This is a genomic window from Streptomyces similanensis (assembly GCF_039543625.1).
GTDB lineage: Bacteria > Actinomycetota > Actinomycetes > Streptomycetales > Streptomycetaceae > Streptomyces > Streptomyces similanensis.
This window is the reverse complement of record NZ_BAABKC010000047.1, coordinates 64,534-85,430: the sequence shown is the minus strand read 5'-3', so window position 1 is coordinate 85,430 and position 20,897 is coordinate 64,534. Positions and strand designations below refer to the sequence as shown.

Genomic DNA, 20,897 nt, shown 5'->3' with positions numbered 1-20,897 from the left:
CGTATATTGAGCGACACTTCGGCGGTTCGCCTGTTGCGCCGGGAACGCGTGTGACGTTGGCAGCATGGCGGACGTGATCCAGACGACCCGTCACCGCCCACCCCTGGCCCAGCTGCGCATCCGTGTGCGGGACCGCTCGCCCGGCCTCGGCGCCGGCTTCCTCGGTGGCGTGGTCGCGGCGGGCCTCGGGCTCGGCTCGTCCGCCGTGCTCGTCATCGTGCTGTGGATCAGCTCGCCGTACCCCGACAGCGGCCCCAGCGGCGCGCTGCACGTCGCCGCCGCGCTGTGGCTCCTCGCCCACGGAACCGAACTGCTGCGCGCCGGCACCCTCACCGGCGCGCCCACGCCCATCGGGGTGACCCCGCTGCTGCTGCTCGCGCTGCCCGCGCTGCTCCTGCACCGGGCGGCGCGGGACGCCACCGACGGCAGCGACGGCGGCCCGCTGCTGCCCCAGCGCACCGCCTGGGCGGGCGTCGTCCTCGGCTACCTCTCCGTCGCCTGCGCGGCCTCGGTGTACGCGGCCGGCGGCCCCCTGCGCCCCTCGTGGCCGTGGACCGTCCTGTGGCTGCCGCTGGTGGCGGTGACGGCGGCGGGCAGCGGCGTCTGGGCGGCGTACGGCTGTCCGCGCGTCCCGCTGGAGCGGGCGCTGGACGCGCTCTCGCTGTCGCCGGGAGTACGGCGGCTGCTGCTCGGACCGGGACCGCGGGCCCGTCTCGGCGCCTCCGCGCGGGCGGCCGGCGCGGGCGTCGTGGTGTTCGTCGGCGGCGGCGCGCTGGTGCTCGGAGTGTCGCTGGTGGCGCACGGCGGCGCGGCTCAGGGAGCCTTCCTGAAGCTGACGGAGGGCTGGTCGGGCCGGTTCGCCGTACTGCTGCTGTGCCTGGCGCTGCTGCCGAACGCGGTGCTGTGGGCGGCGGCCTACGCCCTCGGGCCCGGCTTCGCGCTCGGTCCCGGCCAGGTCGGCCCGCTCGCCTCCGCCCCACTGCCGTCGCTGCCGCCGTTCCCGCTGCTGGCGGCGGTCCCGGACGCGGGGCCGGGCACCGCGCTGAACTGGGCGGCCACGGTGGTGCCCGCCGCCGCCGGACTGACGATCGGCTGGTTCGTGGCGGGCGCGGCGGTACGGGAGACGCGCGAACCGGGGGCGAAGGGCGGTCCGCGGGTCTGGTCGTGGCGGCGGACCGCGGGCGGGGCCGCGCTGGCCTGCGTGGTGTGCGCACTCGTGCTCGGAGTCCTCGCCGAACTGGCGGGCGGCCCGCTGGGCAACGCCGCCCTCGACCGGTTCGGTCCGGCCGGCTGGCAGATCACGGGAGCCGTACTGCTGTGGACCGCGCCGGCGGCCGTCCCGACGGCGGTGACGGTACGGGCCTGGCGCTGCTGGGGACAGCGGGCGCGGGTGGACGAGGAGACGCCGTGGCGGATCACCATGCCCCGCACCGGCGACGCGGTACGGGCGGCCCGGACGGCCGAGGCGGTCGACGCCGGGCGCCGCTGCCTGCCCGACCACCACTACGACGCGACCCTCGAGCCGTACGACGTGCTCCCGCTGGACCCGCCGGCGCCCGACGCCCTCACCGACCGGCCGACGACGCACCCCACGCCCCCGGCCCCGACGGCCAAGCACACGGAACCGCGGCGCAGCGAAAACCCCGGCAAGCCGCACGGCGAGCCCGAGACACCCGGCAAAGCGCCGCAGCCCGAGACACTCGAGACACCTGAGACGCCCGGAACAGCCGGGACGCCCGAGAAGACGCCGACTACCGAGCCCAGCGGTCCTCAGCCCGACAGTTCCTCGGCCCCCGAAGCGCCTCCCGAGTGACTCCGACCTGGCCCCCTCGCTCCCTCACCGGGCCCGCGAGGGGGGTCGCCGCGGCCTCAGCCGTCGACCCCCAGCACCCCCCGCAGCTCCTGCGGCAGATGCTGGTCGCACGACTGCTTGGCCTCGCTGGTCAGCGCGTCGTTCATGCACGAGTAGTAGTCGCTGTAGACGAACTGCGCGGCGAAGCCCGTGGCGACCAGGACGAGCGCCAGGGAGGCGGTGACCAGGCCGGTGACCGCCGCCGTGATCTGCGGGCGGCCCTCGGGCGCCGGGGCGTCCGGACCGGACCGGCGCGGCTTGGCGCGCAGCGCACTGATGCCCCAGTACAGCGCGAGCGCGCCGAGCAGCAGGGCGACGTACGGCCAGCTGAAGAGGGCGAAGAAGAAGGCCCACATACCGCACAGCAGGGCGAACCGCGCACGGCGCTGCGCCGGGTCGGTGGGGTCCCAGCGCATACCGGGACCGGGCCCGCCGTCGGGCTTCTCGGGGCCGCCGCCGGGCCGCTGCGGACGCTCGCCGAAGCCGCCGGAGGAGCGGCCGGGCTGACGGTCGCTCCACTGGCTGCCCCAGGGCGGGCGGCCGTCACCGGAACCGGGACCGCCGGAGCCGTCACCGGGACCCTGCCCCTGCCCCTGCCCTTGCCCCTGCCCCTGGCCCGACGGGTGCCGGGGCTGCCACGGGCGGTCGGGCGTGCCCTCGGCGGGCGGCGCGAACGGGTTGTCGTCCCCGGCGGCGTCCTGCCGCCCGCCGCCCTCGCCACCGCCGGAGGGCGCGTCCGGCGGCGAGGCGGGACGCTCCCTCAGCAGCACGGCGCCGCGCTCCCCTCCCCGCGTCGGCTGCGGAAGGAGCGTGAGGAGTCGCGGGCTGCGGTCCGGCATCAAGTGAGCGTCTTCCCCTTGGTAGTCACGACTGGTCCGGCGGTCCGGCGGTCCGGAGCGTCCGGTATCCGGTCCGGTATCCATGGAACGCACGGTGCACCCAGTGCGTTCCCCGCACGTCCCGTACCAGCTCTCCCCAGACGCTACCTGCCGGCCCCGCCCCCGTCCCATGGGGGCCTTCCGGTGTGCCGGTATCGTTGCTGACGGTCGGCCGCTTCGTAGGCTTCCCCGTATCCGGGGGCCCGAAGCATTCGTACGACCGTACAAACAGCTCCCCGAGAAAGGGCCCCACCGTGGCCGCCAAGCCCGTGGCCAAGCGCCTCGTCGTGCTGGTCTCCGGATCCGGCACCAACTTGCAGGCGCTCCTCGACGCGATCACCGAGACCGGCGCCGAGGCCTACGGCGCCGAGATCGTCGCCGTGGGCGCCGACCGCGAGGGCGTCGAGGGGCTGGCGCGCGCCGAGCGCGCCGGGCTGCCGACCTTCGTGCGGAAGGTCAAGGACTACGGCACGCGCGAGGAGTGGGACGCGGCGCTCGCCGAGGCCGTCGCCGCGCACGCCCCCGATCTTGTCGTCTCCGCCGGGTTCATGAAGATCGTGGGCAAGGAGTTTCTCGCGCGGTTCGGCGGACGGTTCGTCAACACGCACCCCGCGCTGCTGCCCAGTTTTCCGGGGGCCCACGGCGTCCGCGACGCGCTCGCGTACGGCGCCAGGGTCACCGGCTGCACCGTCCACTTCGTCGACGACGGCGTCGACACCGGACCGATCATCGCCCAGGGCGTGGTCGAGATCCGGGACGAGGACGACGAGAGCGCGCTGCACGAGCGCATCAAGGAAGTCGAGCGAAGGCTGCTCGTCGAGGTCGTGAGCCGGCTCGCCCGCCACGGCTATCGCATCGAGGGACGAAAGGTAGTAATCCTGTGACCGCCGAGAGCAACAAGCGGCCCATCCGGCGCGCGCTGGTCAGCGTCTACGACAAGACCGGTCTGGAGGAGCTGGCGCGCGGGCTGCACGAGGCCGGCGTCGAACTCGTCTCCACCGGCTCCACCGCCGCGAAGATCGCCGCGGCCGGGGTGCCCGTCACCAAGGTCGAGGAGCTGACCGGCTTCCCGGAGTGCCTGGACGGCCGGGTCAAGACCCTGCACCCCAAGGTCCACGCCGGCATCCTCGCCGACCTGCGCCTGGAGGACCACCGGCAGCAGCTGGCCGAGCTGGGCGTCGAGCCGTTCGACCTCGTCGTCGTCAACCTCTACCCGTTCCGCGAGACGGTCGCCTCCGGCGCCTCGGACGACGAGTGCGTCGAGCAGATCGACATCGGCGGCCCCTCGATGGTGCGCGCCGCCGCCAAGAACCACCCCTCGGTCGCGGTCGTCACCAGCCCCGAGCGGTACGCCGACGTCCTCGGCGCCGTGCAGGACGGCGGCTTCGACCTGGCCACCCGCAAGCGGCTGGCCGCCGAGGCGTTCCAGCACACGGCGTCGTACGACATCGCGGTGGCCGGCTGGTTCGCCGCCTCCTACGCACCCGTGGACGACTCCTCCTTCCCCGACTTCCTGGGCGCCACCCTGGAGCGCAAGAGCACCCTGCGCTACGGCGAGAACCCGCACCAGCCCGCCGCGCTCTACGTCGACGGCACCGGCGCCGGCCTCGCCGAGGCGGAGCAGCTGCACGGCAAGGAGATGTCGTACAACAACTACACGGACACGGACGCCGCCCGCCGTGCCGCGTACGACCACGACGAGCCGTGCGTGGCGATCATCAAGCACGCCAACCCGTGCGGCATCGCCGTCGGCGCGGACGTCGCCGAGGCGCACCGCAAGGCGCACGCCTGCGACCCGGTCTCCGCCTACGGTGGCGTCATCGCCGTGAACCGGCCGGTCAGCAAGGAGATGGCCGAGCAGGTCGCCGACATCTTCACCGAGGTCATCGTCGCCCCGGACTACGAGGAGGGGGCGCTCGAAGCCCTCGCCAAGAAGAAGAACATCCGGGTCCTGAAGGCCCCGTCCGGGCCCTCCCACCCGGCCGAGGTCAAGCCGATCGACGGCGGCGCGCTGCTCCAGGTCACCGACCGCCTCCAGGCCGACGGCGACGACCCGGCGAACTGGACCCTGGCGAGCGGCGAGGCGCTGTCCGCCGACGAGCTGGCCGAACTCTCCTTCGCCTGGAAGGCCTGCCGGGCGGTGAAGTCCAACGCGATCCTGCTCGCCAAGGGCGGAGCCTCGGTCGGCGTCGGCATGGGCCAGGTCAACCGCGTCGACTCCTGCAAGCTCGCGGTCGAGCGGGCGGGTGAGGAGCGGGCGCGCGGTTCCTACGCCGCCTCCGACGCGTTCTTCCCCTTCCCCGACGGTCCCGAGATCCTCATCGCGGCCGGTGTGAAGGCGATCGTCCAGCCGGGCGGTTCGATCCGCGACGAGCAGGTGGTGGAGGCCGCGAAGAAGGCGGGCGTGACGATGTACTTCACCGGCACGCGTCACTTCTTCCACTGAGCACGCCCTCGGGCTTACCGAGCTCGAGCGCTGAGCATTTCCTCTGGCCGGTTCTTTACGCTCGGTGATCATCCGGGTCGCCTCCGCACGTACCCTGTGCGGCTCACCAGGATGATCACCGCAGTGAGGACCGGCCGTTTCCATGACCTCTCGCCCGCCCGTCTGGGCCGCCCCGGTGCTGTGGACCGTCCTCCTCGGCCTGTGGGGGATCGGTCGGCAGCGCAGTGTGTGGCGGGACGAGGCCGCGACCTGGCTGGTGGCCCAGCGTTCCACCGGCCAGATAGCGCACACGCTCCAGCACATGGACGCCGTGCACGGCCTCTACTACCTGTGGATGCACGTCCTCTTCAGCTGCTTCGGGCCTGGCATCCTCACCCTGCGGCTGCCTTCGGTGCTGGCGATGGCCGGGGCGGCGGCCTGCGTGGCGGTCATCGGCGGTCGGCTGGGCGGCTTCCGCACGGGCCTGGCCGCCGGGCTGGCCCTGCCCCTGCTGCCCGCCGTGCAGTACCAGCTTCAGGACGGCCGCTCGTACGCGCTGGTCGCGGCCGGCGTCGGGCTCTCGACGCTGCTGCTGGCCGTGCTGCTCCAGGGGCGCGGCGGGGCGGGACGGTGGATCGCGTACGGCGGCGTGGTTCTCGTGACGGGGCTGCTGCACTGGCTCTCCCTTCTGGTTCTGCCCGCGCATGCGGTGACCCTGCTGTGGAGCCGGGCCGGACGCGGGACGTGGGCACGCTGGGCCGGGGTGTCGGCGGGCGCGGTGGCCGGGGTACTGCCGCTGATCCTCTACAGCCGGGACCAGGCCGGGCAGGTGGCCTGGATACCGCCCGTGACCTGGCACTCGGTGATTGGTCCCGCCGTGCTGTTGGCGGTGGGCGGCCTCGCGGCCCTGCTCACCCGTCCGAAGGTCGGCCGGCTGTCGGTGGCGGCCGTCGGGCTGCCTCTGCTGGCGGTGCCGCAACTCGGCCTGATCGGACTCTCCTTCATCCAGCCGGTTTTCCTGGACCGGTATGTCGTGTTCAGCCAGCTCGGGCTGGCCCTGCTGATCGGTGCCGTCCTGGACGCGGGGGTGCGGGCGGCTGCTCCGCGGCTGCCGCGGGCGTCCGCGTGGCTGGTTCCCACCGTGGTCGTCACGGCGGTGGCCGCGCTACTGCCGCAGTCGCTGGCCGTGCGGTCGCCGGCCAGCAGGGTGGACGACGTGCTCGCGGTGGCCGATCGGGTGCGCGAACTGCGGCGGGACGGGGACGCGGTGCTGTTCGTTCCGGTGTTTCGCCGGGACACCGCGCTGGTCTCGTCCGGCGCCTTCGCAGGCATGCGGGACATCGCGCTGACGCGGAGCCCCGCCGAGTCCGGAACGCTGGGCGGCGAGGAGGCGGATCCGGCCACCATAAGGACGTTGACGCTGGCCGAGCGGCGGGTCCTGCTGGTGACGGACGCGGTTGCGACGGGCGGTTCAGTGCCGGTGACGCGGGACAGCGCGAAACTGGCCGTCCTGCGCGAGCACTTCACCGTCGTCACGGACGAGACGGTTCGCGGCCGTCGGGTGACGGTCTACGAACGCCGGCCCGCCACCGAACTTCGGGTCACCTGACACACCCGTTGTGCCGGGTGGTCTTCCCCGCGGCTCCTGCCGCGCGCACGAGTGGAGCCTGACCGAGCGCCCGGCAGGAGCGGTGACCGTACGGCCATGACCCCCGGCCCTCCCCCAGGAGGGGCCGGGAGTCACCGCCGCTCAACGGGTACGGCTCAGCAGGGGCGCAGGGACCAGATCGGGTCCCATGTGGCCGTGCCGGCCTGGTAGGCCGTCGAGGTCCAGCGGACGCTGCCGTCCTTGTTGAAGAACTTGGCGACCGTGCCGGGCGTCTGGTTGTTGGTGAAGGGGCCGTTGCCGGTCCAGTTGTTGAGGTTCCACGTCTGGCACTTGTAGAAGTCGAACTTCTGGCCGTTGACGAGCATGCACAGGTGTCCGTAGGCGCAGGACAGGTCCTTCAGGGCCGCCTTGCCCGTGGGCACGGCGGTGACGGTCAGACCGTCGTACCGAACCGCGTCGGCGGAGGCGTGCAGGACCTTCGGGTGGCCGGCCAGCACTTGCTCGGCCCGCTGCTGGACGCTGGTCACCCGGGTGCCGGCCGGGTCGGCGGCGGATGCCGCGACCGTGGTGCCGGCGAGCAGGGCGGTGGCCGCGACGAGCAGCGCGGCGGGCTTTTTGACGTTCACAGGTTCCCCCATGTGACGAAGGTGGTCGGTCCGCCGAAGCGGAGTGGTACCACCGTGCCGCCGGCCGCGCTCCGCCGGTACCTCGGACATCTCAGGGTCACGTGCGGCCGGCGGGCGTGTACTCCTTGAGGTAGCGCGCGACACGGGCGCAGTAGTCGCGGTACTCCGGAGGGACTCCGCCCGTGGTGTTCACCTTGCGGAACGAGGTCCGGTAGGCGGCGGCGACCAGCATCCGCCGATCGCCGGGCAGGGAGGGTTCGAGGTTCGGTGCGATGAAGCAGAGATAGCGGCCCATGGCCGGGATGGACACGGCGGCGGAGAAAGGAGGCACGGGAGCCGTGGCGGCGGGCTCGCCGTCCGCGCGGATCCAGTAGCGCAGTACCCGCGGGGTCCAGCGGGCGATGCCGTACTCGTCCTTGGCCGGGTCGGACAGCGCGGGGTCGAAGTCGCTCTCGGCCTTCAGCATAGCCGCGATCAGTGCCGGAGTGACCTCCGGCTGGGGACAGTCGTGCGCCGCGTTGACGATCAGCGGACGGTAGGAAGGAGGTACGCCACGGTCGGTACGGAGTTCGGCGGCGCCGTAGGTGGCCGGGGCGACGGCCGCGGGCAGGGCGGTGGAGGCCCGGACGCCCGGCGGAGCATGGGCGAAGCTGCCGATGCCGAAGCCGAGTGCTGCGACGGCGGCCGTGACGGCCATGCCGCCCAGCAGCAGCCGGGTGCGGCGCCTATGCGTAGACGCGTAACGGCGTAACCGCTGGGGCAGCGGGGAGTGGCAGGTCGTACCGGTCGCGGCCGCCACCCGCCGCAGCAGGGCCTCGGTGCCGATCCGGTCGGCGTGGGTCCGGGTGAGGCAGGCGCACACGATGTCCCGCCAAGGGGGCGGGAGTTGGGAGGACAGGCGTAGTTCATCGCTGCCGCGGGCGTAGGCCGCCGCCGCGTCACGGCGGGCCGAAGGGGTGCCGCCGGGAAGAGGGAAGGAGCCGGTGAGGGTGAGATGGGCGAGGACGCCGAAGGCCCAGACGTCGGCGGACGGGCGGACCTGGCGGCCCCGTACGCCGACCTCCGACCACAGCAGTTCGGGCGGGGTGTAGTCGGGGGTGGAGAAAGCGGGGGAGTAGGCGTGGGTGCCCTCCAGTTCGGCGGCTGTGTTGAAGTCGGCCAGGCGTGCGGAGCCGTCCCGCATCAGCAGGACGTTGGCCGGCTTCAAGTCGCCGTGCACCCAGCCCGCGCGGTGGAGTTGGGCCAGGCCTTCGCAGATCTGGGCCAGCAACTCGGGGCCGGCGGCGGGGCGGGGCCCGGCGGTGAGCAGGGTGGACAGTGACCCTTCCGCCTTCTCCAGGACGAGCACGGTGGCGCCGTCCAGCTCGGGGTGGGCCGGATCGTCCACGGTGAGGGTCTCGTACATCCGGATCAGCCGGGGGCGGCTGAGTCGGCGGTGCAGTGTCACCTCGCGGTCGACGAGTTCGCGCAGGTGGGCGAGGCGGCGCGGGGTGCCGGTGCCGGTCGGCAGAAACTTCAGCGCGGCCGTCTCCGGCTGGGCGCCGCAGCGGGATCCGGTGCGGGGTCCGGCGTGGGGGCCCGTGCGGGGGCCGGTGCGGCGGGCCTCGTACACGCTGCCGAACGCGCCCGTCGCGATGGGCCGCCGCACCTCCCAGTCGCCGATCCGGTACCCGCGCGGCACCAGAACGGCGTAGGCCTCTTTCACCGGGCCGCCCGTCCTGAGCGAGGCTGCTGCCGCGCCGGTTCGGCCGGTTCGGCAGGTCCCGGTCGTTCCGCCGGTTCCGGCTGAGCCACCAGTTCCGCCGGTCCCGCCAGCCCCGCCGGTCCCGCCAGTCCCGCTGGTTCCGCCGGGCCCGGCTGAGTTGCCAGTTCCGGCTGCTCCGGCTGCGTCGCCCGCGCCGCCGCTTCCGCCCGCGTCGCCTGTCCGACCTGCGCCGGCGACTCCGTCCGCGCCGTCCGCGCCGTCCGCTCCGCCCGTTCCGTCCGTGTCGCTTGTTCCGCTGCTGGCTGTCCCGTCCGTGCCGCCCGCTCTGCCTGTGCCGGCCGTTCCCGCCGTGTCGTCGGTTCTGTGTGGGGCGTTTGAGTCGGTTGTGGCTGGTGTTGCGTTGGGGGTCGTGCTGGTGGTGCTGGTGGTGCTGGTGGTGCTGGTGGGCGGGGGGTCAGGAGGGGGAGGTCGGTTTCGCGGACCAGGTCGAAGCGGAGGGCCAGGGAGACCAGCGACTCCTTCTTGCCGTTGAGGCGCGGGCCCGTGTCGGCGGTGTCCGGGCCGGGCTTGAGCCGCAGTTTCACGGCCAGGTAGTCGATGTTCCACTGCACCGAGGTGCGGGACGCGGCGGCCCAGACGGGGCGCAGTCGCTCGACCACCTGGTCGACGGTGGGCAGCGGAGCGTGCGGGTCGCCGCGCAGCCGTGGTTCGCACAGTGCGGTGAGCACCGCGAAGTACCGCTTGGCGCGGTCCACGGAGAAGGCGGGGGCGGTCGGTTCGCCGTCCGGGCCGTCCGCGCCGTCCAGATAGTCGTGCCGGGGCGCCCACACCTCGATCGGCAGCAGGTCACCGGCCGCCGGCAGCACGATCCGGGAGAACTCGAACGGGATCGGGGCGTCCAGTCGCCCCGGCCCCACCTTGATGTGCTCGCCCGCGCCCTCCGGGTTCTCCACGACGTAGGTCTGGCGGGTGGAGAGGTTGCTGAGTATCCAGAAGGCGCCGTGCGCGGTGATGCGGCCGGCCCGGCGGGACACGCCGTCGTGCCGGATCACCAGGTCGTTGTCGGGGGCGGAACGTCCGAAGGCCAGGTGGTCGCCGGGCGCCAGCCGGATCTGGGTGCCGTTTCGTTCGTCCTCCGTGGTCGGCGGAGGTACCACGATGATGCTGTACAAGGTGCGTCTCCCCGTGCTTGTACAACTACGGATTCCAGATTAGGGGGACGCGGAAGGGCCGTGGCCCGCCTGTGGACAAGCGGGTCACGGCCCCGGAAGTGAACGGCGCGAAAAGCGCGTCGGGCGCTTTCCGTCGACAGGCCCTAGTAACGCGGGCGGTTGAACCACGCCTTGCCCTTGGAGCCGCCGACGAAGCAGGCGATCAGGATGGCGAGAACCAGGTGGACGATACCTATGAGGGTGAACGGGTACAGGCCGAGCACCGCGGTGATGATGCCGAAGACCAGGAGGGTGACGCGGACGCCGTTGCCGCCGGAGTTGAACTTCGTGGCCAGCACGGCCGCGAACACACCCCAGGCGATCGCGAACACCACGAGCGCCCACAGCTTGCCGGTGGAGTAGTCCACGAGCTGCTGGAAGGAGGAGTCGTCCTTGAGGCTCTCGTCGTTCTTCGCGGCGTTCAGGCCGACGGCCCCGAGGGCGAAGATCACCGCGCCGACCACCTGGAGACCGACGATCACCCACAGCATGGCCCGGGCTCCGCTGACGGTCCCGGGCATCGTCTGCGGCACGGCGCCGTAGGGCTGCTGAACCGCCGGGGCCTGCGGGTAGCCGTAGCCGGGCTGGCCCTGCTGGGGCGCGCCGTAGCCCTGTTCCTGCGAGGGGTAGCCGGGCTGGCCCTGGGGCTGGCCGTAGGGGTTGTTCGGGTCGCCGTAACTCATGGCGGGGTTTCCTCCGTTGATCAAGTGCGGGGACGACGCGCGGCACCGTACGGAGGAGAGATCTACAGAGTTTGCGGCCCGACCCCCCGATGAGCTGCCCGCGGCACTGTTGCGTTCATCGTTCTTGACCGAGTGCTTACTTGTCCAGCCGCATTTCGTATGAGTCGTGATGCGTTGTGCAAGTGCAACCTCGCCGATCACGGAGGCCGCGGAAGAAACGGGAGGGGAACGAACGGGACGGGATCCCCGAGCGGCCCCCCGGATTGGTACCGGTGCCGGGTCATCCGCGAGGATGGGACCATGACCGCCCAGATTCTCGATGGCAAGGCCACCGCAGCCGCGATCAAGTCCGATCTGACCGCCCGCGTGGCGGCGCTGAAGGAGAAGGGCGTCACGCCCGGCCTCGGCACGATCCTGGTCGGTGACGACCCCGGCAGCCGCAAGTACGTCGCGGGCAAGCACCGTGACTGCGCCGAGGTCGGCATCGCCTCCATCCAGCGTGAGCTTCCGGCCACCGCCTCCCAGGAGGAGATCGAGGCGGTCGTCCGCGAGCTGAACGAGGACCCGTCCTGCACCGGTTACATCGTCCAACTGCCGCTCCCCAAGGGCATCGACGAGAACCGCATCCTCGAACTGATGGACCCCGACAAGGACGCCGACGGCCTGCACCCGATGAACCTCGGCCGGCTGGTCCTCAACGAGCCGGCGCCGCTGCCCTGCACCCCCAACGGCGTACTGACCCTGCTGCGCCGCTACGGCGTGGAGATCAAGGGCGCCGAGGTCGTGGTCGTCGGCCGCGGTGTGACCATCGGACGGCCGATGCCGCTGCTGCTGACCCGGCGCAGCGAGAACGCCACGGTCACCCAGTGCCACACCGGCACCCGTGACCTGTCCGCCCACCTCAAGCGGGCCGACATCATCGTCGCCGCGGCCGGCTCCGCGCACCTGATCCGCGCGGAGGACGTCAAGCCGGGCGCCGCCGTCCTCGACGTCGGCGTCTCCCGCAACGCCGAGGGCAAGATCGTCGGCGATGTCCACCCTGACGTCGCCGAGGTGGCCGGCTGGATCTCCCCGAACCCCGGCGGCGTCGGCCCGATGACCCGGGCCCAGCTGCTGGTCAACGTGGTCGAGGCGGCGGAGCGCAGTGTCGGCTGAGGCGGGCGGACCCCGGCGGGACCGGACCCCGCAGGAGACGGCCCCGCCCCAGGGCCAGGCCCCGGGTACGGGTACGGCAGCGGGCCCGGGGCGGGTGAGGGCCGCCGGGGAGCCTGAGCGGACTTCGTCGCGGTCCGAGCAATCCGAGCAATCCGAGCAATCCGAGAAGACCTCCCCGCAGCCCGAGCAGTCCGAGCAGACCCCTGTGCGGCCCGAGCGGTCCGAGCAGGTCTCCGAGAAGACGGAGAAGGCTTCCGGCGAACCGCAGGCAACCTCCGGTGAGCCGCGGGAGACCTCAGGCGAGGCGGGGGAGCCGGAGATCGAGGTGCTGGATCCGATCAGCGCGCCGGACGCCGAGGGGCGGCCGCGGCGGGCCACGCGGCGCTTCCCGCTGTTCACCAGGGACACGGCCCGTCCCGAGGGCGGTGGCCGGGCCGCAGCCGGCGACGCCCCGGCGCCCGCCCGGCAGTGGCCGCTGCTGTCCGTGCTGATCGCGGTCGGGCTCGGTCTGCTGGTGACCGCTCTCGACGCGTTCCGGGTCGGGCTGCTGCTCATCGGCGCCGGGCTGCTGGGCGGCGCGGTGCTGCGCTGGATGCTGCCGAGGGTCGGCATGCTCGCCGTCCGCTCCCGGTTCACGGACATCGTCACCTACGGCGTCCTCGGCGTCGCCATCGTGCTGCTGGCGCTGATGGCGCAGCCCAAGCCGTGGCTGGAGATACCGTTCCTGGACGACGCTCTGCACTTCACCGTCCGCAACAGCTAGCCCTCGCCGTGACGGCGGCCCGTCCTCTCCCCCGAGTAAGGACGGGCCGCCGCCGGGAACCACCTTCCTGCACCAGGAACGCGCAGCTCAACGGCTGTCCGCTCGCTGTGGCACGGAAGTGACCGTTCCGCTACGGTGTCCGCGCTTGGCCACAGGAACGGTTCCCTACGGGCCCGCGCGGTGCGGATGTACCCAGCTGTGTCGATCTGTTGACAAAATGGGGCTCCGCGGCGAAGCCGCGCGGGGGAAGAGCCGGCACGCAATCGGGGAAGAGGGGGATGCAGCAATGCCTCGTTGGAAGGCCTTGCCCGATGAACTCGATCCGCAGATCAAGGAGTTCGCGAGCCATTTGCGGCGGCTCGTGGACCGCAGCGGACTGAACGTGGCCGCACTCGCCGACCGCACGGGCTACAGCAAGACGTCCTGGGAGCGGTACCTGGGCGGCCGGCTCCTCGCGCCCAAGGGAGCGGTCGTCGCCCTCGCCGAGGTCACCGGCGCCAACCCGGTCCACCTCACCACGATGTGGGAACTCGCCGAGCGTGCCTGGAGCCGTGCGGAGCTGCGGCACGACCGCACGATGGAGGCCATCCGGATATCCCGGGCCCGTGCCGCGCTGGGGGAGTTCGGGGCGTCGGCGGGGGCGGCGGACAAGGCCCGCGAGGACGACACGCCGGGGGCCGGTGAGCCGCGGGACGCGCACGCCGCCGGGGACGGCGGTGCGCGGGACAGAGGTGCGCGGGACGGCGGCGGGACGGCCGGTCGGCTGGTGCCGGGGATCGCGGGGCCCGCGGGGGTGTCGCCCACGGTGCCGTTGCAGCCCACGGCGTCCGAGGCGGACGGGCGTACGGGAGCGGCGGGGGCGTCGGGAGCGACGGGAGCTGCGGGGAGGGAACGGGCGGTGCCGGGGGAACCGCGGGACGCCCGGCCGCGAGCGCGGGCCTCGTGGGCCATCGGCTCGGAGACCGAGGACGAGACCAAGAGCGGCGCCGAGGAAGGCCCCCAGCGCAAGGGCAAGGGCGACGGCGACGGTGACGGCGGGGGCGACGCCGGGACCGGCCCCACCGGCACGACGGCGGCATCGAGTCCCCGCACCACCCCGGACCTCACCAAGGCTCCCGGCTCCGGCAAGCCGTCCGGGTCCGATGCCGCGTCCTCCTCCGGGGGCAACTCCTGGCGGGTGGCCGGTTATCGCGGACCGGCGCCGATGGGCGGCAAGCGCGCCTCCCAGGGCCCCGGCGCCCCGGCCGGCACACCCGGCAACGGCACCTCGGCCCCGTACCCGGCGGGCGCCGCCCCGTACGGGACCGGCACCCCGAACCCGTACGGCCCGGGCACCCCGAACGGCCCCCAAGCCCCGAACGGCCCCCACGCCCCGGGCGCCCCGGGCACTCCAGGCACCCCCGCCCCCGGCGCGGGGCCGAACGCCCCGTACCCCTCCGTCCCGCGCAGCGAAGCGATGAAGCCTCCGCGCGGCGGTACCCCGCTGCGGCGGCAGGTGACCATGTTCCTCGCCGGGCTGGTCACCGCCCTTCTCGTGATGGGCGTCGTCTTCTACGTCACCGGTGGCATCGGGGGCGGGAAGGCCGGGCGCGCGGACGGTTCGCCGTCTCCGTCGGCCAGTCCCGCCGTGCGCCTGCCGCCGGGCGTGAAGTGCGTCGGCGCGGGCTGCACCGGCAAGGACGCCGAAGCCATGGGGTGCAGCCGCGCGCAGGTGAGCACCAGCCGGAGCGTCACCGTGGGCACCACCCTCGTCGAGGTCCGCTACAGCAAGACCTGCGGCGCGGCCTGGGGGCGCATCACCCAGGCCGCGCAGGGCGACCGGGTGCGGTTCAAGGCCGGCGGGCGGGAGGAGAGCGACACCGTCGACACCGCCGGGGACACCATCGCGTACACGCCGATGGTGGCCGTGGCGGACGCGGGCCGGGCGACGGCGTGCGTGACGCTGGCGGCGTCGGGACGTCAGGCGTGCACGCGGTGAAACACTGATGTCACCGGGTGTACCGAGTGAGATCCGGGGCAGCGGGAAAAGAAACGGGCCCTGTCGTGCATGAGGTGCGCGCGACGGGGCGGACGGACAGGCACCCCCCACGGGAAGTCAGGTCGCCTCGGTGACCCCCATGCGGCGGTCGCCCTCGTCCCACCTCTCCTGGACGGGCGGCCGCCACCCCGTGGGGCGCCGCCCCTCACCGTTGCCGGCGGCCGTCGCGCGATCACTCTGTGGGGCGGGCCACAGGGTCCGGGCGGTGCGTGATCCCGGATGCGCGATAGCCTGACCGGTGGATCTCTCTTGACGCCAAGAGATCGATCATCCGTACCTTTGATCGATCATCGCGGCGCCCACGGTCACGAACCGGACGAGCGGTCCAGCTCCCCGGGGCAGGGACGCCCCACCGCCAGCTGTCATACGGAGAACGCCATGACCCGCACTCCCGTGAACGTCACCGTCACCGGCGCGGCCGGCCAGATCGGTTACGCCCTGCTCTTCCGCATCGCCTCCGGCCAGCTGCTCGGCGCGGACGTGCCGGTCAAGCTGCGCCTGCTGGAGATCACGCCGGCGCTGAAGGCCGCCGAGGGCACGGCCATGGAGCTGGACGACTGCGCGTTCCCGCTCCTTCAGGGCATCGAGATCTCGGACGACCCGAACGTCGCCTTCGACGGCGCCAACGTCGCCCTCCTCGTCGGCGCCCGCCCGCGCACCAAGGGCATGGAGCGCGGTGACCTCCTGGAGGCCAACGGCGGCATCTTCAAGCCGCAGGGCAAGGCCATCAACGACCACGCGGCGGACGACGTCAAGGTGCTGGTCGTCGGCAACCCGGCGAACACCAACGCGCTGATCGCCCAGGCCGCCGCCCCGGACGTACCGGCCGAGCGCTTCACCGCCATGACCCGTCTGGACCACAACCGCGCGCTGACCCAGCTCGCGAAGAAGACGGGCACCACGGTCGCCGACATCAAGCGGCTGACCATCTGGGGCAACCACTCCGCCACCCAGTACCCGGACATCTTCCACGCCACGGTGGCCGGCAAGAACGCCGCCGAGGTCGTCAACGACGAGAAGTGGCTGGCCGAGGACTTCATCCCGACCGTCGCCAAGCGCGGCGCGGCCATCATCGAGGCCCGCGGCGCCTCCTCGGCCGCCTCCGCCGCCAACGCGGCCATCGACCACGTGTACACCTGGGTCAACGGCACCGCCGAGGGCGACTGGGCCTCCATGGGCATCCCGTCGGACGGCTCCTACGGCGTTCCGGAGGGCCTGATCTCCTCCTTCCCGGTCACCGTCAAGGACGGCGCGTACGAGATCGTCCAGGGCCTGGAGATCAACGAGTTCTCCCGCGCCCGCATCGACGCCTCCGTCAAGGAGCTGGAGGAGGAGCGCGAGGCGGTCCGCGGCCTCGGCCTCATCTGAGCCTGACGCCTCGCCAGCGCGGTACGTCACGGCCCGCGTTCGCCGCGAGCCCGCACGGGCCCCGTTCCGGATTCGTCCGGAACGGGGCCCGTGGCCGTTGGTGCCGTTGGTGCCGTTGGAGCGGCTGGCAACACTGGTGCCCGCAGGCGCGGCGGCTCAGGTCGCGTCCCGCCCGCGGCCGCCGTCCCGGCCGTAGCCGGCGACCACGGCCGCCGTCGCCACGAGGACCAGCAGGGCGACGATGCGCAGGGCGGGCGCCATGCCGTCGGCGAGGCCGCGGGCGCCCTGGTGGGCGGCGAGCACCGTGCCGGTGACGGCGACGCCGAGGGCCGCGCCGAGTTCGCGGGCCGAGGTGCCGAGGCCGGAGCCGAGGCCCGCCTGGTGCGGCGGGAGCGAGGTGACCACGCCGACGGTGAGCGCGGGCATGCTGAGCCCGGTGCCCGCCGAGATGACCAGCAGCCAGCAGGCGTACAGCGGGTAGGGCGTGCCCGCGTCGGCGGTGGACGCGCCGAGCAGCCCGAGGCCGATCAGCGCGAGGCCGCCGCCGATGACCGGGCGCGGGCGGTCGGACCAGCGGGCCGCCAGCCTGGGCATCAGCGCCATGCCGACGGTGAGCGGCACGATCGCCACCCCGGTGAGGGCGGCGCCGTAGCCCTTGATGTCCTGGAGATACTGCGAGTTGACGTAGAAGAGGGCGAACAGGCCGAAGAAGCCGGTGGCGGTGCCGAGGGTGGCGGCGCGCAGCCGGGGCCGGGCGAAGACCCGCGGGTCGAACAGCGGTGCGGGCGAGCGCAAGGCGTGCCGGGTGAAGACGGCGACGAGCAGCACGCCGACCGCGAACGCGGCGACGATGCGCGGCGAGCCCCAGCCGTACGCCGGCCCCTCGATGATGCCGAAGAGCACCGCGACCAGGCCCGTGGTGAGCAGGACGGTGCCCAGCGGATCGGGGTTGCCGCGGGCCGTCCGCGCGGTGCGGGGGACGGCGAGGGCGACGGCCGCGGCGAGTACGGCGGCCAGCGGCACCATGACGGCGAACAGGGCGCGCCAGGACAGGAACTGGCCGATCAGGCCGCCGCCGAGGTTGCCCGCGAAGCCGCCGAGTCCGATGGCCAGGGTCCAGGACGCCAGCGCGCGGGCGCGGTGCTCGGGCGCGGAGAGGTGCACCAGGATCGACAGCGTGGCCGGGGTGATCAGCGCGGCGCCCGCGCCGGAGACGCCCCGGCCCGCGATGAGCAGCGCGGGGCCGGTCGCGAGCGCGCTGGTGGCGGCGCCCGCGGCGAACAGGGCGAGACCGGCGAGCAGCGCGCCCTTGCGGCCGTGCCGGTCGCCGAGCGCCCCGGCCGGGATGAGCAGTCCGGCGAAGGCGATGACGTAGGCGTCGACCGTCCACAGGATGTCGCCACGCGTGAGGTGCAGGGAGGACGCGGCCAGCTGCGGGATCAGCAGGTTGATGGCGGCGACCATGCTCTGCGCGACCAGGACGCAGGCGCACAGGGCCAGCAGCGTGGAGCGCTTCAGGGCGCTCGTCGGAGCCGGAGCCGGAGCGGGAGCCGGGGTCTCGGCCTGGGCGGACGCGGAGGCGGAGGCGGTGTTTCGGGCAGGTGAGGGCATGGCTCCTCCGGGGAGACCGGTGTGGTGGGGGATGCCCTGTCACCGTAGGCTCGCAGGTGACCTGCACTCCAGTGCAATCTTGACAAGGGAAAGATGCGTGTGACGCAATCCGCGGAGGCGGCCGGGCCCACGGCGCCCACCGGCATCGACCTCAATCTGCTGCTCGCCCTCGACGTCCTCCTGGAGGAGCAGAGCGTGCAGGGCGCCGCCCGGCGGCTGCACCTGTCCGAACCGGCGATGAGCCGCACCCTGGGCCGGATCCGCAGGGCGCTGGGCGATCCGGTGCTGGTGCGCGCCGGCCGGCGCATGGTGCCGACCCCGCACGCCCTGGCGGTACGCGCCGAGGTGAGCGCGGTGGTGGAGCGCGCCCGCGCCCTGTTCGCGCCGGGCCGGGACGCCGATCTGCGCACCGTCACCCGCACGTTCACGGTGCTGTGCCACGACGCGGTGCCCGCCTCCTGCGGCGCGGCCCTGTTCGCGCGGGCCGCCCGGGAGGCGCCCGGCGTCCGGGTCCGCTTCCTGGGCGAGAGCCACGTGGACGCGCCGTTCCTGCGGCAGGGCACCGCCGATCTGGAGGTCGGGGTGATCGACACCACCTCTCCCGAGGTGCGCACCGAGCACCTGTACGAGGACCGGATGGTCGGCGTCGTACGGGCCGGACATCCGCTGCTCGGCGGCGAGGTGACGCCGGAGCGGTACGCCGCGGCCGAGCACCTGTCGGTGTCGCGGCGCGGCCGGCTGCACGGGCCCGTGGACGCGGCCCTCGCCGAACGGGGCCTGACCCGGCGGGTGGTGGGCGGCGTCGGGACCTTTCCGGCCGCGCTGTTCGTGCTGCGCGACAGCAATCTGGTGGGCCTGATCACCTCCTGGGGGCTGCCGCTGGCCACGGCGCTGGGCCTGGTCACCTTCGACGTGCCGCTGGAGCTGCCGGTGCTGGGGATGGGGCTGGCCTGGCACCCGCGCCACGACGCCGACCCGGCGCACGCCTGGCTGCGGCAGTGCTTCCGGGAGGTGCTGGCGCAGTGGTCCGGGTCCCTGGACGGATGAACCCCCGTTCCGCCCGTCCCGGACCCGCCCCACCGCGCCGGCGCCCCCGCGTCCCCCCCCCCGCGCCCTACCTCCCGATGCCCTCCGCGATCTCCCGCAGGGCCGCCGTCGCGCGGCGCTGGAGGCCCGGGCCGAAGGTGACGCGGTCCGCGCCGAGTTCGCCGAGCGCGGCGGGCGAGGGGCCCTCGCCGGGCCGTGCCAGCACGTTCATCGGGCCCCGGATTCCCGCCCGCAGGGCCGGCAGCGCCTCCACGGGGGCGAGGATCGGGTACACGCAGTCCGCGCCCGCCGCCACGTACAACGCGGCCCGCTCGACGGCCTCTTCGACGGCACGTCCGACGGCACGTCCGACGGCAGGCCCGACGGCACGGCCGCCGGCCGGTCCGGCCACCTGCCCGCCGTCGTCGCCGCCGTGGACGAACGTGTCGAGGCGGGCGTTGACGAACAGCAGGTCGCCGGCGGCCGCGCGGACCTCGGCGAGGAAGTCCGCCTGCCGTCGCGGGTCCTCAAGGACACCCCCGTGCGAGTCCTCCAGGTTGCAGCCCACCGCCCCGGCCTCCAGCAGCCGGTCCACCAGCTCCTTCGGCGCGAGCCCGTACCCGTCCTCCACGTCCGCCGACACCGGTACGTCCACCGCCCGGGCGATCCGCGCCACGGCCGCGAACATCTCCGGCGCCGGCGTCCGGCCGTCCGCGTACCCGAGGGACGCGGCGATCCCGGCGCTCGGCGTCGCCAGCGCCGGGAACCCGGCCTCGGCGAACACCCGGGCGCTCGCCGCGTCCCACGGCCCCGGCAGCACCAGCGGATCACCCGGCGCGCGCCCGTGGTGCAGGGCGCGGAACGTGGCCGCGCCGCTCACGCCTGCCGCCCGCCCGGCGGGACCCGGCGGCTGACCATCAGCCGGTTCCAGCCGTTGATGACGGTGATCAGCGAGACGAGATGGGCCAGTTCGGCCTCCTCGAACAGCTGGGCGGCCCGGTCGTACACCTCGTCCGGGACGAAGCCGTCGGTCAGCACCGTGACCGCCTCGGTCAGGGCGAGCGCGGCCCGCTCCCGCTCGGTGTAGCGGCCCTCGGCCTCCTCCCAGGCGTTGAGCAGCTGGACGCGGTCCTCGGACTCGCCGTTCTCGCGGGCGGCCCGCAGGTGCATGTCGAGGCAGAACGCGCAGTGGTTGAGCTGCGAGGCGCGGATCATGACCAGCTCGGCGAGGACCGGATCGCCGAAGCCCTTCTTCGCGGCCGCGCCGACCGCCCGCATCGCCTGGAACACCTTCTGGTCCAGCAGCTGCGAACGGCTCACGCGGGCCGCCCCGGCTGGTAGTGGCCCGGGGTCATGCGGGTGGTCACGCCGAACCGGTTCCACGCGTTGATCACCGTGATCGCGGCGATCAGCTGGGCCAGCTCAGGCTCCTCGAACAGGCCCGCGGCCCGGTCGTACACCTCGTCCGGGACGAAGCCGTCGGTCAGGACGGTGATCGCCTCGGTCAGCTCGATCGCCGCCAGCTCCTTCTCCGTGTAGAAGTGCCGCGACTCCTCCCAGGCGCTGAGCTGCACGATCCGCTCCACGCTCTCGCCGGCCGCGAGCGCGTCCTTGGTGTGCATGTCGAGGCAGAACGCGCAGTGGTTGAGCTGCGAGGCGCGGATCTTCACCAGCTCGTACAGCTTCGCGTCCAGGCCCCGCTTCGCGGCGGTGTCCAGTCGGATCATCGCCTTGTAGACCTCGGGGGCGTGCTTGGCCCACTCCAGCCGGGGCGCCTGTTCGGGCGCGTACCCGGCCGTGGCCGCCGCTGCCGCTCCGTTCGGTGCCGTGGTCGCCGTGGTCGCCGTGGTCGCCGTTCCGTTCGGTGCCGTGGTCGCCGTAGTCGCCGTGGTCGCTGTCGTGTCGGGTGTGTCGTTCTTCGTGGTCACATTTCGACCCTAGGCACGA

At 73.5% G+C, this 20,897-nt stretch carries 17 protein-coding genes and 1 pseudogene; 9 read left to right on the top strand and 9 right to left on the bottom strand.

All coding sequences use genetic code 11. The annotated features are described in order from the left end of the window. Positions 1-64: 64 nt before the first annotated feature. Positions 65-1,813: a cell division protein PerM gene (locus ABEB07_RS17275; RefSeq protein ID WP_345669137.1), complete on the top strand. Its 1,749-nt coding sequence runs from the start codon at positions 65-67 to the stop codon at positions 1,811-1,813. Between the two features lie 56 nt (positions 1,814-1,869). On the opposite strand, the gene ABEB07_RS17270 is transcribed toward ABEB07_RS17275, so the two are convergent. Next, entirely contained in the window at positions 1,870-2,691 is an 822-nt protein-coding gene (locus ABEB07_RS17270; protein WP_345669136.1) for a hypothetical protein, read from the bottom strand. A 293-nt stretch (positions 2,692-2,984) separates the two neighbouring features. Between ABEB07_RS17270 and purN the strand changes: the two genes are divergently transcribed. From purN to ABEB07_RS17255, 3 genes are all read left to right on the top strand, one after another. Further along, on the top strand, positions 2,985-3,614 hold the full coding sequence (gene purN, locus ABEB07_RS17265) for a phosphoribosylglycinamide formyltransferase (RefSeq protein WP_176150200.1): 630 nt from the start codon (positions 2,985-2,987) through the stop codon (positions 3,612-3,614). Next, positions 3,611-5,176 (top strand): bifunctional phosphoribosylaminoimidazolecarboxamide formyltransferase/IMP cyclohydrolase, encoded by a 1,566-nt coding sequence (gene purH / locus ABEB07_RS17260; protein WP_176150201.1) that lies wholly within the window; start codon positions 3,611-3,613, stop codon positions 5,174-5,176. Before purN ends, purH begins: the two co-directional genes overlap by 4 nt. A gap of 142 nt (positions 5,177-5,318) precedes the next feature. Next, entirely contained in the window at positions 5,319-6,764 is a 1,446-nt protein-coding gene (locus ABEB07_RS17255; RefSeq protein ID WP_345669135.1) for a hypothetical protein, read from the top strand. A gap of 155 nt (positions 6,765-6,919) precedes the next feature. Here the strand turns inward: ABEB07_RS17255 and ABEB07_RS17250 are convergent, their stop codons facing one another. The 4 genes and pseudogenes from ABEB07_RS17250 to ABEB07_RS17235 all read right to left on the bottom strand — a co-directional run bounded on the left by ABEB07_RS17250 (position 6,920) and on the right by ABEB07_RS17235 (position 10,989). Continuing rightward, a complete protein-coding gene (locus tag ABEB07_RS17250; protein WP_345669151.1) occupies positions 6,920-7,390 on the bottom strand; it encodes a hypothetical protein in 471 nt (156 codons plus the stop codon). A gap of 97 nt (positions 7,391-7,487) precedes the next feature. Further along, positions 7,488-9,095 (bottom strand): protein kinase domain-containing protein, encoded by a 1,608-nt coding sequence (locus tag ABEB07_RS17245; RefSeq protein WP_345669134.1) that lies wholly within the window; start codon positions 9,093-9,095, stop codon positions 7,488-7,490. Between the two features lie 455 nt (positions 9,096-9,550). Further along, a pseudogene (locus tag ABEB07_RS17240) lies at positions 9,551-10,267 on the bottom strand (FHA domain-containing protein); the annotation flags it as partial. A 143-nt stretch (positions 10,268-10,410) separates the two neighbouring features. Next, complete coding sequence (locus ABEB07_RS17235) at positions 10,411-10,989, bottom strand: hypothetical protein (RefSeq protein WP_176150204.1); 579 nt, start codon at positions 10,987-10,989, stop codon at positions 10,411-10,413. A gap of 300 nt (positions 10,990-11,289) precedes the next feature. Between ABEB07_RS17235 and ABEB07_RS17230 the strand changes: the two genes are divergently transcribed. The 4 genes from ABEB07_RS17230 to ABEB07_RS17215 all read left to right on the top strand — a co-directional run bounded on the left by ABEB07_RS17230 (position 11,290) and on the right by ABEB07_RS17215 (position 16,313). Further along, positions 11,290-12,144, top strand: coding sequence for a bifunctional methylenetetrahydrofolate dehydrogenase/methenyltetrahydrofolate cyclohydrolase (locus tag ABEB07_RS17230; RefSeq protein ID WP_164584753.1), 855 nt, complete (start codon positions 11,290-11,292; stop codon positions 12,142-12,144). Between the two features lie 205 nt (positions 12,145-12,349). Then, the gene (locus ABEB07_RS17225; RefSeq protein ID WP_345669133.1) at positions 12,350-12,907 is read left to right on the top strand and encodes a DUF3017 domain-containing protein; all 558 of its coding nucleotides are present in this window, start codon (positions 12,350-12,352) and stop codon (positions 12,905-12,907) included. A 286-nt stretch (positions 12,908-13,193) separates the two neighbouring features. Beyond that, positions 13,194-14,885, top strand: coding sequence for a helix-turn-helix domain-containing protein (locus ABEB07_RS17220; protein WP_345669132.1), 1,692 nt, complete (start codon positions 13,194-13,196; stop codon positions 14,883-14,885). Between the two features lie 438 nt (positions 14,886-15,323). Next, entirely contained in the window at positions 15,324-16,313 is a 990-nt protein-coding gene (locus tag ABEB07_RS17215; protein WP_164583742.1) for a malate dehydrogenase, read from the top strand. Between the two features lie 156 nt (positions 16,314-16,469). On the opposite strand, the gene ABEB07_RS17210 is transcribed toward ABEB07_RS17215, so the two are convergent. Beyond that, positions 16,470-17,924 (bottom strand): MFS transporter, encoded by a 1,455-nt coding sequence (locus tag ABEB07_RS17210; RefSeq protein WP_345669131.1) that lies wholly within the window; start codon positions 17,922-17,924, stop codon positions 16,470-16,472. A gap of 93 nt (positions 17,925-18,017) precedes the next feature. On the opposite strand from ABEB07_RS17210, the gene ABEB07_RS17205 reads away from it, so the two are divergent. Further along, on the top strand, positions 18,018-18,971 hold the full coding sequence (locus tag ABEB07_RS17205) for a LysR family transcriptional regulator (protein WP_345669130.1): 954 nt from the start codon (positions 18,018-18,020) through the stop codon (positions 18,969-18,971). 67 nt (positions 18,972-19,038) lie between these two features. Here ABEB07_RS17205 and ABEB07_RS17200 read toward each other — a convergent pair whose 3' ends face one another. From ABEB07_RS17200 to ABEB07_RS17190, 3 genes are read right to left on the bottom strand one after another with little or no spacing between them, the layout of a single operon-like run. Further along, a complete protein-coding gene (locus ABEB07_RS17200; RefSeq protein WP_345669129.1) occupies positions 19,039-19,830 on the bottom strand; it encodes an isocitrate lyase/PEP mutase family protein in 792 nt (263 codons plus the stop codon). After that, the gene (locus ABEB07_RS17195; RefSeq protein ID WP_345669128.1) at positions 19,827-20,270 is read right to left on the bottom strand and encodes a carboxymuconolactone decarboxylase family protein; all 444 of its coding nucleotides are present in this window, start codon (positions 20,268-20,270) and stop codon (positions 19,827-19,829) included. The genes ABEB07_RS17200 and ABEB07_RS17195 overlap by 4 nt, the downstream gene beginning before the upstream one ends. Beyond that, positions 20,267-20,878 (bottom strand): carboxymuconolactone decarboxylase family protein, encoded by a 612-nt coding sequence (locus tag ABEB07_RS17190; RefSeq protein ID WP_425589019.1) that lies wholly within the window; start codon positions 20,876-20,878, stop codon positions 20,267-20,269. The genes ABEB07_RS17195 and ABEB07_RS17190 overlap by 4 nt, the downstream gene beginning before the upstream one ends. Between the last annotated feature and the right edge of the window lie 19 nt (positions 20,879-20,897).

Bases quoted from the DNA above. Each gene is read 5' to 3' on its own strand.
- ABEB07_RS17275 (WP_345669137.1), top strand. From the start codon at position 65: ATGGCGGACGTGATCCAGACGACCCGTCACCGCCCACCCCTGGCCCAG.
- ABEB07_RS17270 (WP_345669136.1), bottom strand. From the start codon at position 2,691: ATGCCGGACCGCAGCCCGCGACTCCTCACGCTCCTTCCGCAGCCGACG.
- ABEB07_RS17255 (WP_345669135.1), top strand. From the start codon at position 5,319: ATGACCTCTCGCCCGCCCGTCTGGGCCGCCCCGGTGCTGTGGACCGTC.
- ABEB07_RS17235 (WP_176150204.1), bottom strand. From the start codon at position 10,989: ATGAGTTACGGCGACCCGAACAACCCCTACGGCCAGCCCCAGGGCCAG.
- ABEB07_RS17230 (WP_164584753.1), top strand. From the start codon at position 11,290: ATGACCGCCCAGATTCTCGATGGCAAGGCCACCGCAGCCGCGATCAAG.
- ABEB07_RS17220 (WP_345669132.1), top strand. From the start codon at position 13,194: ATGCCTCGTTGGAAGGCCTTGCCCGATGAACTCGATCCGCAGATCAAG.
- ABEB07_RS17215 (WP_164583742.1), top strand. From the start codon at position 15,324: ATGACCCGCACTCCCGTGAACGTCACCGTCACCGGCGCGGCCGGCCAG.
- ABEB07_RS17210 (WP_345669131.1), bottom strand. From the start codon at position 17,924: ATGCCCTCACCTGCCCGAAACACCGCCTCCGCCTCCGCGTCCGCCCAG.
- ABEB07_RS17205 (WP_345669130.1), top strand. From the start codon at position 18,018: ATGCGTGTGACGCAATCCGCGGAGGCGGCCGGGCCCACGGCGCCCACC.